Raw genomic sequence first — 12760 nt, 5'->3', positions numbered from 1 at the left:
GGCTGGCGGACGCCGCCGCCGTCGGCAACGTCTTCGCCTCGCCGAGCCCGGAGCAGATCATGGACGCCGCCCGCGCCGTCGATGGCGGCGCGGGGGTGCTGTTCCTCTATGGCAACTACACCGGCGACGTGATGAATTTCGACATGGCCGCCGAGGAATGCGAGGCAATGGGCACCCCGGCCCGCTCGCTCGCGGTAACCGATGACGTGGCCTCGGCGCCCAAGGGCCGCGAGGCCGAGCGGCGCGGCATCGCCGGCGATGTGTTCGTGTTCAAGGTCGCGGGCGCGGCCGCCGATGCGGGCCGCGACCTCGACGCCTGCCTCGCCGCCGCCCGCGCCGCCAACGACGCCACCCGCTCGATGGGCGTCGCGCTCTCGGCCTGCTCGATGCCGCAGACCGGCAAGCCGAATTTCGAGATCGGCGCCGACGAGATGGAGATCGGCATGGGGCTGCATGGCGAGCCGGGGATGCGGCGCGGGCCGCTCGAGCCCGCCGACGCCGTGGCCGCCGAGCTGATGGCTCCGATCCTCGACGATCTCGGCCTCGATGCGGGTGACGAGGTGGCGCTCCTGGTCAACGGGTTGGGCGCGACCGGGCTTCTCGAGCTCTACATCCTGCACCGCAAGGTGGCGGCGATCCTGCGCGAGCGCGGCGTGCGCATCCATCACAGCCGGGTCGGCGAATTTGCCACTTCGCTCGAGATGGCCGGCGCCTCGGTGACGGTGATGAAGCTCGATGCCGACCTCAAGGCGCTGCTCGACGCGCCTTGCCGCAGCCCGGCGCTCAGCGTCGGGGGCGCGCTTGAGCCCGCGGGCACGCTCACCGCGCGCCATGGCGGTGGCGCTCGGCGCGGCGCGTCGGTCGACCGCTCGCAGCTGGCCTCGGGCGGCGCGGTTGATGCCTCGCTGTTCCGCGACCTGATGCGCGCGGCCGGGGCCGCGATCCACGAGCGGCGCGACTGGCTGTCGGCGCTCGACGGGGTGATCGGCGACGGCGATCACGGCGTGACCATGGATATCGGCTGGACCGCCGTGGCGCGCGCGCTCGACGAGGCCGGGGACGAAACGGTGAGCGAGAGCTGCGAGCGGATGGCGCGCGCCTTTCTCGACGCGGTCGGCGCGTCGTCCGGGCCGCTCTACGCCTCGGCCTTCCGCCGCGCGGGCGAGGCGGTCTCCGACCGGCTCGACCTCGACGCCGCGCATGGTGGCCTGGATCGAAGGCATGGCGGCGGGCATCCAGTCGCGCGGCGGCGCCCAGATCGGCGACAAGACGATGATCGACGCCTGGCTGCCGGCTGCGGCCAAGGCCCGCGCCGCGCTGTCGGGCGGCGGCGATCTCGGCGCCTGTCTCGACGCCGCCTGCCAGGGCGCGCGGTCGGGCCGCGACCACACCGCCGAGATCGAGAGCCGACGTGGCCGCTCGGCCAAGCTCGGCGCCCGCTCGCTCGGGCACATGGACCCCGGCGCGGCTTCGGCGCATCTAATGCTGGAGGCGATCCGCGACGCGGCGCGCCGGGCGCTCGGCGCCTGATACGGAATTGGCGGCGGCGGCCCCCTTTCGCCTCAGAGCTTGAGGTCCGCCGCCCCGGTGTCGATATGCGGCGCCCAGAAGGCGACGCTCTCGGCGATCGCCGGGATCACGTTGCGGTCGTCCGGCTCGCGCTCCTTGAAGGACAGCTCGAGGCAGATCTCGTTGTCGCGCGCGCCACCCTCGGCCAGCGCCGCGAGCAGCGGCTCGGGCTGCACCCGGCCGGTGGCGTTGTGCTCGGCAATGAAGGGACGATGCCCGCCCTTGTCCATCTTGGACTGCTTGATGTGGATGATTGGCGAGACCTCGGGTACCGCCCGCGCCCAGGCATAGGGATCGGTGTCGTCGGGGTCCGGGCTGGTGACGTCGCCATGGTCGATATCGGCCATCATCCACATCGGCACCGCCATCCCGGTCGCGGACAGCCGCTCCTGCAGCGCAATGGTCTCGGCGATGGTCGGCCCGAACTCGCGGGCGACGCTCATCGGCTCCCAGAACACGTAATTGAGCCCCGCCGATTTCGCGTGCTCCGCCACCTCGGCCCAGCAGTCGATGGCGATGCGGATCATCTCCTCGCGCCGCGCCGGGTCGTCGAAATCGCGATAGGTCAGGATCGCGAACTGGGTGCCGACCGAGGTCCCGCCCAGATCGCCGATGATGTCGGCGAAGCTCTTGAACCAGTCGACGTAATAGCGCCGCACGTCGCAATCCGGATGGCCGAAATGGTTGAGGCGGCCATAGGGGCCAGTCATGCCCGAGGTCACCCGCACCCCCGTGCGGTCCAGCGCGCGGTCCATCTCGCGCGCCAACCGGCGGATCACCGGGGCGGGCCAGGACGGGTTGATGAACTCATGCGTGAGCTGCAGGTTGCGGATGCGCAGGTCGCGGGCCACGGTGTCGATCAGGTCGTCGGCTTCGGCGAAGCGGTTGACCAGCGGATTGGTGTTGAGCGAGAGCGTCAGCGCCATCACGCGGCCTCCCTGAGCGTGCCGTCAAACCAGGCGGCGAAGGCGGATTGCTCGGCCTCGGACAGATGCAGCCGGTGCTTGGTGCGCCGCCACAGTACGTCCTCGGCGGTCCGTGCCCATTCGTGCGCTGCGAGATAGCGCGCTTCGGCCTCGTAGAGCGTGCTGCCGAAATGCTGGCCCAGTCCCTCCAGCGAGGTGGCGCCGTCCACCACCATGTCGATCCTCGTGCCGTAGAGCCGCGCATAATGCCGCCGCAGATCGCGCGGCATCCACGGGTAGCGGGCGCGCAGGCTCTCGCGGAAGGCCTCAAAATCGGCGTTCCCGATCTCGCCGCCCGGCAGCGGCGCGTTCTCGGTCCAGTCACCCTTCATGCCCGGAAAGATGCCGCCGAGCTTGTGCATGCCGCGCTCGGCGAGTTCGCGGAAGGTGGTGATCTTGCCGCCGAACACGTTCAAAAGCGGCGCGCCGCCGGTCTCGTCGAGGTCGAAGACATAGTCGCGGGTCACCGCCGAGGGGTTGCCCTGCCCGTCATCGAACAGCGGCCGCACCCCCGAGAAGCTTTCGAGCACGTCCTCGCGCGCCAGCTTCTCCTTGAAGTAGCGGTTCACCGCCGCCAGCAGGTACTCGATCTCAGCCTCGTCGGCGGTCACCTCCTCGGCGCGGCCTTCATAGACCACGTCGGTGGTGCCGATCAGCGCCTTGTCGCCCTCGTAGGGGTTGATGAAGATCACTCGCTTGTCGTGGTTCTGCACCAGATAGGCGTTCGAGCCCTCCCAGAACTTCGGCACGACGATGTGGCTGCCCTTGACCAGCCGGACGTTGCGGGACGAGTTCGCGCCCGCCACACGGCGGACGACATCGGTGACCCAGGGCCCGGCGGCGTTGACCAGCACTCTTGCCCGGTGCTCGCGCGTGACTCCGGTCTCGGCGTTGCGGGTGGTGACGACCCAGTGGCCGTCCTCGCGCCGGGCCGAGACGCAGGGGCTGCGGGTCAGCACCTCGGCGCCGCGCTCGGCGGCGTCGACGGCGTTGAGGACCACCAGCCGCGCGTCGTCGACCCAGCAGTCGGAATATTCGAAGCCGCGGGTGTATTTGTCGAGGATGGGCGCGCCCTCGGGATCGCGGCGCAGGTCGAGCGTCCGGGTGCCGGGCAGCCGCTTGCGGCCGCCGAGATGGTCGTAGAGGAACAGCCCCAGCCGCACCAGCCAAGCGGGCCGGTCCTCGGGGCTGTGCGGCAGCACGAAGCGCAAGGGCCAGATGATGTGCGGCGCGTTGCGCATCAGCACCTCGCGCTCGATCAGCGCCTCGCGCACCAGCCGGAACTCGTAATATTCGAGGTAGCGCAACCCGCCATGCACCAGCTTGCCCGAGCGCGAGGAGGTGCCCTCGGCGAGGTCGTCCTTCTCGCACAATACCACGCGCAGCCCGCGCCCGGCCGCGTCGCGGGCGATGCCGGCGCCGTTGATGCCGCCGCCGATCACGAAAAGGTCGATGAGCTCGTCGGTCATGTCGCTGTCCTTTCAATGGCCGCCATCGCGGCCCTGTGTTGGGCGAGGTCGGCCCAGACCGGTGCCAGCGCGGCGCGGGCCGCTCCATAGGCCGGAAAGAGCGAGGCGTAGGTGTCGCGCAGCTTCGAGTCGGGGCGCTCGGGCGCACCAAGAAGCGGCGTCACCCATTCGGCGATGCAGGCATCCATGTCCGGATAGGCACCGATCGCCACCGCTGCCATCATTGCGGCCCCGGCCGCGCCGGCTTCCTCGCGGGCCGAGACCCGCACCGAGGATCCGGTCGCCGCCGCCAGCACGCCGCGCAGGGCCCGCGACCGCGCGGCGCCCCCGGTCAGCCGCAGCTCGGCGGGCATCACGCCCATCGCGGCGTAACAGTCGCGCGCCGCCAGCCCCAGACCCTCGACCACGGCGCGGATCAGCTCGGGAAAGCGGTGGCCTTGGCTCAGCCCGATGAAGCCCGCGCGCGCATCGGCGTCGACGAAGGGGCCGCGTTCCCCGGCCTCGGAGATGTAGGGATGATAGAGGATCTCGCCGGGGCGACTGCGCGCGAGCCAGCCCTCGATCCGGGCGACGAGATCGGCATGTGACGCCTCAACACCCATTTCGGCCAGGAGGTCGCCAGCCATTGCCAGCGCCCAGTCGATGTTGAGCGTCGCAGCCATGTTGGTCTGCACCTGCGTGACCATGCCGGGCGCGGGTAGCGCGATGACATATCCGGTGCCCGCATCGTTCAACACCACATCGCGGTCGCGCACCGCGCGCATGTGCACACCGGTGGAACCGACGGTTGAGCAGGCCGCGCCGGGCGTGCCGGTATGCACGCCCGCACCGAGTGCGGTCATCACCATATCGACATGGCCGAGGCTGACCGGCGTACCGGCTCTGAGGCCTGTATCACCCGCCGCGGTCGCGCTCAGCGGATGGGTGGTGCGGGTGCCATCGACGATCTCGGGCAGCAGGTGACGGCGGTGCACCAGCCCTAGCGCTTCAATGACCGTGTCGTCGTAGGCACGGGTCCGGAAGTTACCGAAGGTGAAGCTCGCTTCCGAGGGATCGGTAGCGCGTATGCCGGTAAGCTTCAGATAGAGCCAATCCTTGCAATGCAAGGCCGCCTCGGCATGATCCAAACGCTCCGGCGCGGTATTGTCCATATGCGCCATCTGCGCGCCCATCTGGCAGGTGTTGAGGCCGGTCCCCGTGGACTCGAAGCGCGCCCGCTCCAGCGGTCCGCTCTTGAGCCGCGACACGCTGGGTGCGGCACGCGCGTCGAGCCACAGCCAAGCGTCGCCCACCGGCGCGTCATCGCGGCCCACCAGCCACGTGCCGTCACCCTGCGCGGTCACGGCCAGCGCGGCGCAGCGTTCCGGCAGACGGGGAATGCGTTCGCCCAGGAGCCTCAACGCCTGCGCGCAATCCTCCCAAGTCCTTGCCAGCGGTGGGTGGCAATGCCGCCCGAGCCGGTCTCATAGCGGTTCGGCACGGCGGCCGAGGCGAGTTGCCGTCCCGCAAGGTCGAAACCCACGGCCTTGATTACCGATGTGCCAGCGTCGATGCCGATGATCAGATCATCCGTCGTTCTGCTCATGCTTTCCTCCCCTGCCCGCCCATTACTCCGGGAGGGCCGCCAGCGCCTGCGCCGTCACCTCGTCGGTGATCAGCCCGTCAAGCCAGCCGCCCCGCAGCACCGCTGCGATCGCCGCGACCTTGTCCGGCCCGCCCGCAAGCGCCACAACGCGGCGGCCTCGCAGCACCTCAAGCGCCGGCGCGACGGTACGCGCCGAGAGCCCGGTGGCCACAGGACGCCCCTCGGCATCGAGAAAATGGCCTAGGATTTCGCCCACCGCGCCGCCGCGGGTCACTTCGCTGATCTCCTCCGCGCGGATCATCCGGCTTGCTACCAATTGCGCGTCGGGCTCGGTTGTGCCGATGCCAACCAACATCAGGTCGGCCTGCGCGGCCATGTCGAAAACCTCACGCACCCCGGGCTGGGCCAGCAACACGTCGCGGTCGGCGCTCGAATTGGCGAAGAAGGGCAGCGGCAGTACATAGGCCTCGGCGCCACTGCGTCCTGCCAGACGATGCATCACGTCATGAGGGTTGGCAGCATAGTTGCGCGCCAGACCGCCCAGGAGCGACACGAAGCGCGATCCCAAAGCATCGAAGGGTGGCATCGATTCGACGGCGGCGGCCAGCGTCCGCCCATGTCCGATACCAATAACCCCACCCGGATGCTGCACGATCTCACGCTGCAGGAAAGCTGCGCCCGCGGGGCCTAACGCCCGCAGCGGCAGTCCTGGCTCTCCCAGATCCGGCACCACCTCACAGCCGCGCAGGCCAAATCGCCTAGTCAGCTGGGCCTCCAGCCGCACGCAGTCAGCGATCTCGCCGACCACAGAGACCTTTACTGCACCGTTCTGTGCCGCCCAGTTGACCAGCCGGTGCGCCTTGACAGGCGAGACACCGATCCGTTCGGCCACCTCAGCTTGGGTCAGCCCGCCGGCGTAATGCAACCAGGCCGCCCGGATTGCCAGGCTCTCGTCGATCTCGCGTCGCTTCGCAGTCGTCGCCATGGCGCAGAAACCTTGCAATAAATTTCCTGTACTGAGATTTATTGCACCAATCCCGCCCAGTGGTCAAGTTTATATAACCTTCAGATAACACACCAGCGGCTTGCCCTGACTGCCCACAGCAGTAGCCCGCAGAGCCCGCCTAAAGCCAAGAACCGTTATTATATCCCATGTACGTTAGACATAATCCCCTGCCGCAGATGAAGCAAAGGTGCGCTTTTTTGCCTGTATCGCAAATTCTTTCATAATATCGTTGACAGGAGGAGGCCTTCTTAACATTATCTTCACATGTCCAGTTTCTTGCTGGGCCCAGCGGAACCGGCAGGAGGGCCGGACTGCCGCAAGTGGAGGAAGGCGCCACGCGCCGCAGCCAATCTGTTACATCGGGGCCGCGCCAAGCCGTGAGCCCCCGTAAGTTACACCGGGATCCGTCCCGATCCGGAGGCCAGAGCCATGACCATGACCATGAAGGCCGATATATCCGCATCGCGGCGCCGCGGCGGCTGGAAGATCGCCGCAGCCGTCGGTGCCACGACTTTGCTCCTCGCCGCGATGGCGCTCGACACCAAGGTGGTGGTGCTAGGCTCCGAGGAGGATCTGCGCGAGCAGGCCTTCTCGCCTGAACACTACGGCGCCGAGACTTTCCCGACCGTCCGCGACAGCATCCGCGATCGCGCCGTCGACGCTGCAGAATTGGCAGAAGCCGTGCTGGCTGACCGCACTGCCGCCGCCGAGACCTATGGGGTGGGTTCCGGCACCGGCGCGGTGATTCCGGTGCGGTTTACCGGTACGATGGGCGAGGCAAAATCCGGCATCTATACCGTCGCCGTGCCCGACGTGCCCGAAGAGATCACCGTGCGGGTGCAGACCGGCCCCGCAATCAATGGCACCGAGCTGCGGGATGCTACCGGCGATATTGAGTTCGGCCAGTTCAAGAACCAGATCGAGTACCAAAACGCCGGCGCCGCACTCAACGACGCGATGAAGGCAGAGGTGTTGAGCGGCATCGACACCGCATCCCTTTCGGGCCGCGAGGTCGCGATCGTCGGCGCATTCCGACTGATCAACCCCAAGAACTGGCTGATCACACCGGTGGAGCTCGAGGCCCAATGAGTGGCGCAGGAGAAGCCGTGCTCTCGGCCCGCAACGTCGCCAAGACCTACGGCAGCGTGCAGGCCCTCAAGGGGGTTAATTTCGATGTGCATCGCGGCCAAGTCACGACGCTTTTCGGCGAGAATGGCGCTGGCAAGTCGACGTTGATGAAGATCCTGTCGGGCGTGATCCGCCCAACCTCGGGCGATATCCTTCTTGAGGGACACCCGGTCAGCTTTCATTCCGCCAATGACGCGCGCGACCTCGGCATCTCGATTATTCATCAGGAGCTCAGCCTCGCGCCCAACATGAGCGTGCGTGACAACATCTTCATGGGGCGCGAGATAACCACCGCCGCCGGGGTCGACTACGCCGAGGAGGAGCGCCAGACTCGCGCCCTGATGGAAGAGCTGGAAGAGGACATTGATCCACTTACTCCAGTCGAAGACTTGCGCCTAGGCCAGCAGCAGGTCGTTGAGATCGCCCGCGCGCTTTCGGTCAACGCCCGGATCCTGATCATGGATGAGCCGACCTCGGCGCTCTCGGCCTCGGAGGTCGAGGTGTTGTTCAAAGTGATCCGCGATCTCAAGGCGCGCGGCGTCTCGATCGTCTATATCTCGCATCACCTCGAGGAAGCTTTGCAGATCACGGACCACGCCGTAGTGCTGCGCGACGGCACGATGACCGCGCGGGCGCCGCGCTCCGAGATCGACCTCGAATGGATCGTCCGCAATATGGTCGGAGAGAACTTCGATCTCGGCTCTCCGCCCGAAGGCCATGCCATAGGCCAGGTGGCGCTTGAGATCGACGGCCTTAGTGTCCCCGACGCCTCGGCGACAGGACGATCGGCGGTCGACAGTCTATCGCTCAAGCTGCGAGCGGGCGAGATCGTCTGCCTTTATGGGCTGATGGGCGCGGGCCGCACCGAGATGCTTGAATGCATAGCGGGACGGCTGCCGAAGTCCGGTGGCCGGGTGCTTCTGGAGGGTCGCGAGCTGGGCCGAGCCAGCATCGCCGAACGTATCGCGCGCGGCCTCGTGCTCGTACCCGAGGACCGGCAGCGCGACGGGCTGGTACAGACCATGAGTGTCGGCGAAAATCTGTCTCTAGCCTCGATTGGGGCCTTTACGCGTGGTTTGTTTACCTCGCGCAAGCGCGAAAAAGTTCTGGTCGATGCGTCGATCCGTGACGTCACGATCAAGACCGATGGCGGCCAGGCCGCGATCGGATCGCTTTCGGGGGGCAACCAGCAGAAAGTGGTGATCGGCAAGATGCTGGCCACGAACCCACGCGTAGTGATGCTCGACGAGCCCTCACGTGGCATCGACATCGGGGCCAAGGCTGAAGTTTTCCGCCTGCTGGCTGAGGGCGCGCAGCGCGGGCTGGCGGTGATCTACTCAACTTCCGAAGTGGGCGAATGCCTGTCGATCGCGCATCGCATCATCGTCATGCGACGCGGGAAAATCTCGGCCGAATTCGGCCCTGACGCCACCAAAGAGCAGATCATGGCCGCCTCTGGCGAGGCCGTGGTCGCATGAGCAACAGCAACATCGGAGCCATCGCCATGACCGACACCGGCACCATCCACAAGCGCGCGCGCGGGCTATTCGGCAACGGCTTCGACCTCGGGCGGCTCCTGCTCGAAGGCCGCGCCTTCTTTGCACTGATCGCGATCATCATCACATTCTCGATGCTATCGCCGTTCTACTTCTCCACCGGAAACTTCCTGATCATGGCCAGCCACGTGGCGATCTTCGGATTGCTCGCGGTCGGCATGATGTTGGTGATCCTGACGGGGGGCATCGACCTCTCGGTCGGCTCAACGCTGGGCCTGGCGGGAGTTGTCGCAGGCTTCCTGATGCAAGGGGTGTCCTTTGAGGCCTTCGGTGTGGTGCTTTACCCGCCGGTCTGGGTCGTGGTGATCCTGACCTGCGCGGTCGGCGCGCTGGTTGGCCTCGTCAATGGCGTGCTGATCGCCTTCTTCAAAGTCCCTGCCTTTGTAGCAACGCTTGGCCTTCTCTACGTCGCGCGCGGCGTGGCGCTGCTGATGACCGACGGGCTGACTTACAACAATCTCGGCGGCAAACCCGAGCTCGGCAATACGGGCTTTGACTGGCTCGGCTTCAACCGCGTCTTCGATGTGCCAATCGGCGTGCTGGTTCTGGCCGCAGTAGCACTCGGAGCGAGCCTGCTGCTCAACCGCACCGCCTTCGGCCGCTGGGTCTACTCCACCGGCGGCAATGCCCGCGCGGCCGAGCTGTCTGGTGTGCCGGTCAAGCGGGTCACGGTACTGGTCTACGTGCTGTCGGGCATCTGCGCCGCGATCGCGGGCCTGGTGCTGAGCTCGCAGCTTACCTCTGCCGGCCCCACCGCAGGCACCACCTACGAGCTGACCGCGATTGCCGCGGTGGTGATCGGCGGCGCTGCCCTGACCGGGGGGCGCGGTAACATCCGTGGGACGCTGCTGGGCGCCTTCGTGATCGGCTTTTTGTCAGATGGCCTCGTGATCATCGGCGTCAGCTCCTACTGGCAGACCGTCTTCACCGGCGCGTGATCGTACTCGCCGTGCTGCTGAACTCGATCCAGTACAGCCATCGCCGCCCCTCGGCGGCGAAGCCCAAGACTTCCGCGACCCAGGGCACCAAGGCCTGAGCGCGCAAGACCGCCGGGAGACCGGCAGACCAACACCAGGGAGAGAGAAAATCATGCCGACCAAACGCACCATTCTGCTCGCCGGCGCCGCCGCGATCGCAACTCCGCTCTTTGCCGGCGCCGCCATGGCGCAGGATCAGGGCCTGATCTCGATCATCGTCAACGATCCCTCGAACCCCTACTGGTTCACCGAGGGCGAAGTCGCGAAAGAGACCGCCGAGGAACTCGGCTACGAAGCCGCCGTCGCCTCTCACAAGGGCGACACCAACACCGAGAGTAACCTGATCGACACCGCGATCACCAACCAAGCCAAGGCGATCATCCTCGACCCGGCCAATGCCGACGGGTCGATCGGTGCGGTGCGCAAGGCAATCGACGCGGGAATCCCGGTCTTCCTCGTCAACGCCGAGATCAACGAGGCCGGCCTCGCAAAGGCGCAGCTTGTGTCGAACAACGCCCAATGTGCCGCCGATGGTGCGATCAAGTGGGTCGAGCTGGTGGGCGACAGCGGCAAGTATGTCGAATTCTTTGGCAACCCTGCCGACAACAACGCTGCCACCCGCTCCAATGGCTACGAGACGGTGTTGAGCCAGTACCCCGATCTGGAGAAAGTCGCCGAGGAGGTCGCCAACTGGGACCGCACCCAAGGCTACAACAAGATGCAGTCAATTCTGCAGGCCAACCCCGAGGTCGACGCGATCATTTCCGGCAACGACGAGATGGCACTCGGCGCAATCGCAGCGCTCAAGGAGGCGGGCAAGCTTGAGGGCGTTGTGATTGGCGGCTTTGACGGCAATCCCGACGCGGTCGACGCAGTCAAGGCAGGCGAGCTTGCCTATACCGTGCTGCAGCCGGTCGCGGTCTTCGCCGAAGAAGCCGTGCGGCAGGCCGACCATTTCATCAAGAACGGCGAGACCATGGTCGATGAAGAAAAACAGCTCTTTGGCTGTGAGCTGATCACAACCGACAACGTTGACGGCTACACCGCGCCTTTCGTGCTGGAGCAGTGATCCTCCCCGCGCGCCGCCGATTGGCGGCGCGTCCTCCCCCGCGATGGCGGCTGGCTAGGCCAGCCGCCATCGCTATGATGGAGAGATCATGACACGGGCTACCCCCTCACCTGCCCCGGCCATGCTGACCCTGCTGGGAGAGCAAGTGCCGGCCGACAGCCGTCAGGCACGCCAGCTGGAGCGGCGGCAACGCATGACCGAACTCGTCATGGCCGAGGGCACGATGCGGATCGAGGATCTGACCGAACGTTTCGGCGTCAGCCTCATGACCGCGCATCGCGATTTAGATGATCTCATCGCACGGGGCCTACTGCGCAAAAGTCGCGGCCTGGTCACAGCTGCGCCAAGCGGGCTGGCTGAAGCCTCCGATGTTTATCGCGCCAGTCAGAAAACGGCCGAAAAAGCAGCGATCGCACGCGAGGCCGCGAAACTGATCGAACCTGGTCAAGCGATCTTCATGGATGATTCCACCACAGCTCTTCAGATGGTGCCGTATCTGAGTGAACTGGCGCCACTTACAGTCATCACCAACGGCCTCACCCTGATGGGGGCCCTACGCGGCCAACGAGACCTCACCCTGATCGGGCTGGGCGGACAGTTGCACAACTGGTGCAACGCTTTCCTTGGCCGAATGACCACCGGTGAAGTCGCACGCCTGAGGGCGGACACCGTATTTCTCTCCATGTCAGCAATCGACGGCGACGTGGTGCTGCATCAGTTCGCCGAGGTGGTGGACGTCAAACGCGCGATGTTCGACGCAGCAGCACGACGGGTACTTCTGACCGATCACAGCAAGTTTGGCCGCAGGGCGCTTCACGCCATGGCTCGGATCGACGAGTTCGACGTGGTGATCACCGACCCCGGCACACCGCCCGAGATGCGCGAGGCGATCGCAGCGCAGGGCGTCGAAGTGATCGTCGCTCCACTCTAGGACTTTCAGATCTCCAGATCGGCGATGGCCAGCACCGCCGCCGCCGCCTCGCGGCCTTTCTTTACGAAATGCGCGGTGTAGAAATCGCGATGCTCGATCGTGTCCTGAAAATGATGCGGCGTCAGCGACACCGAGAATACCGGCACACCGGTCTCGAGTTGCGCCTGCATCAGCCCCGACACCACCGCCTGCGCTACGAAATCATGCCGGTAGATGCCGCCATCGACCACCAGCGCCGCCGCAACCACCGCGTCGAAGCGGCCGGACTGCGTCAACCTCTTGGCCAGAAGCGGCATCTCGAAGGCGCCAGGCACCTCAAAGGGGGTGACGGTAGCAGCGCGGCCACTTTCAACAATGGCAGCGTCAAAGCCCTCCTGCGCGCGGTCGACGATATCAGCGTGCCAGCGTGCCTTGATGAAGGCGATTGAAAGGTCGGTCATGGCTATCTCCCTGTCAGTCCAGTCGATCAGGGGGCGCGCAACGGCAAGCGTGGCGGCACCAATCG

11 protein-coding genes and 1 pseudogene are annotated in these 12760 nt (G+C 66.3%); 6 read left to right on the top strand and 6 right to left on the bottom strand.

The annotated features are described in order from the left end of the window. Positions 1-59: 59 nt before the first annotated feature. Positions 60-1530 (top strand): annotated as a pseudogene (gene dhaL, locus MBELCI_RS20475) (dihydroxyacetone kinase subunit DhaL). Between the two features lie 32 nt (positions 1531-1562). Here dhaL and MBELCI_RS13695 read toward each other — a convergent pair. From MBELCI_RS13695 to MBELCI_RS13675, 5 genes are read right to left on the bottom strand one after another with little or no spacing between them, the layout of a single operon-like run. Next, positions 1563-2495, bottom strand: a complete 933-nt coding sequence (locus MBELCI_RS13695) for a sugar phosphate isomerase/epimerase family protein (RefSeq protein ID WP_021694841.1) — start codon at positions 2493-2495, stop codon at positions 1563-1565. Continuing rightward, positions 2495-4003: a glycerol-3-phosphate dehydrogenase gene (locus tag MBELCI_RS13690; protein ID WP_021694840.1), complete on the bottom strand. Its 1509-nt coding sequence runs from the start codon at positions 4001-4003 to the stop codon at positions 2495-2497. Before MBELCI_RS13690 ends, MBELCI_RS13695 begins: the two co-directional genes overlap by 1 nt. Further along, positions 4000-5403, bottom strand: coding sequence for an FGGY-family carbohydrate kinase (locus MBELCI_RS13685; RefSeq protein ID WP_021694839.1), 1404 nt, complete (start codon positions 5401-5403; stop codon positions 4000-4002). The genes MBELCI_RS13690 and MBELCI_RS13685 overlap by 4 nt, the downstream gene beginning before the upstream one ends. Continuing rightward, positions 5400-5588 carry a hypothetical protein gene (locus tag MBELCI_RS21815; RefSeq protein ID WP_021694838.1) on the bottom strand — a complete coding sequence of 63 codons (189 nt, stop codon included), beginning with the start codon at positions 5586-5588 and terminating at the stop codon, positions 5400-5402. The genes MBELCI_RS13685 and MBELCI_RS21815 overlap by 4 nt, the downstream gene beginning before the upstream one ends. A gap of 22 nt (positions 5589-5610) precedes the next feature. Continuing rightward, the gene (locus tag MBELCI_RS13675; protein WP_045320182.1) at positions 5611-6573 is read right to left on the bottom strand and encodes a sugar-binding transcriptional regulator; all 963 of its coding nucleotides are present in this window, start codon (positions 6571-6573) and stop codon (positions 5611-5613) included. Positions 6574-7023: 450 nt separating this feature from the next. Between MBELCI_RS13675 and MBELCI_RS13670 the strand changes: the two genes are divergently transcribed. The 5 genes from MBELCI_RS13670 (at position 7024) to MBELCI_RS13650 (ending at position 12255) form a co-directional block, all read left to right on the top strand. Further along, complete coding sequence (locus tag MBELCI_RS13670) at positions 7024-7683, top strand: DUF2291 family protein (protein WP_021694836.1); 660 nt, start codon at positions 7024-7026, stop codon at positions 7681-7683. Beyond that, a complete protein-coding gene (locus MBELCI_RS13665) occupies positions 7680-9200 on the top strand; it encodes a sugar ABC transporter ATP-binding protein (RefSeq protein ID WP_045320181.1) in 1521 nt (506 codons plus the stop codon). Before MBELCI_RS13670 ends, MBELCI_RS13665 begins: the two co-directional genes overlap by 4 nt. Next, positions 9197-10216 carry an ABC transporter permease gene (locus MBELCI_RS13660; RefSeq protein ID WP_021694834.1) on the top strand — a complete coding sequence of 340 codons (1020 nt, stop codon included), beginning with the start codon at positions 9197-9199 and terminating at the stop codon, positions 10214-10216. The genes MBELCI_RS13665 and MBELCI_RS13660 overlap by 4 nt, the downstream gene beginning before the upstream one ends. 151 nt (positions 10217-10367) lie before the next feature. Beyond that, positions 10368-11324, top strand: a complete 957-nt coding sequence (locus MBELCI_RS13655; RefSeq protein ID WP_021694833.1) for a D-ribose ABC transporter substrate-binding protein — start codon at positions 10368-10370, stop codon at positions 11322-11324. A 121-nt stretch (positions 11325-11445) separates the two neighbouring features. Further along, positions 11446-12255, top strand: coding sequence for a DeoR/GlpR family DNA-binding transcription regulator (locus tag MBELCI_RS13650; RefSeq protein ID WP_235047646.1), 810 nt, complete (start codon positions 11446-11448; stop codon positions 12253-12255). A gap of 5 nt (positions 12256-12260) precedes the next feature. Here the strand turns inward: MBELCI_RS13650 and MBELCI_RS13645 are convergent, their stop codons facing one another. Then, positions 12261-12695 carry a 6,7-dimethyl-8-ribityllumazine synthase gene (locus MBELCI_RS13645; RefSeq protein WP_021694831.1) on the bottom strand — a complete coding sequence of 145 codons (435 nt, stop codon included), beginning with the start codon at positions 12693-12695 and terminating at the stop codon, positions 12261-12263. Positions 12696-12760 lie beyond the last annotated feature (65 nt).

The sequence above is a fragment of the Limimaricola cinnabarinus LL-001 genome (genome assembly GCF_000466965.1).
GTDB classification, from domain to species: domain Bacteria; phylum Pseudomonadota; class Alphaproteobacteria; order Rhodobacterales; family Rhodobacteraceae; genus Limimaricola; species Limimaricola cinnabarinus.
The sequence above is the reverse complement of the archived record's forward strand: the minus strand, read 5'-3'. Positions and strand labels throughout refer to the sequence as shown.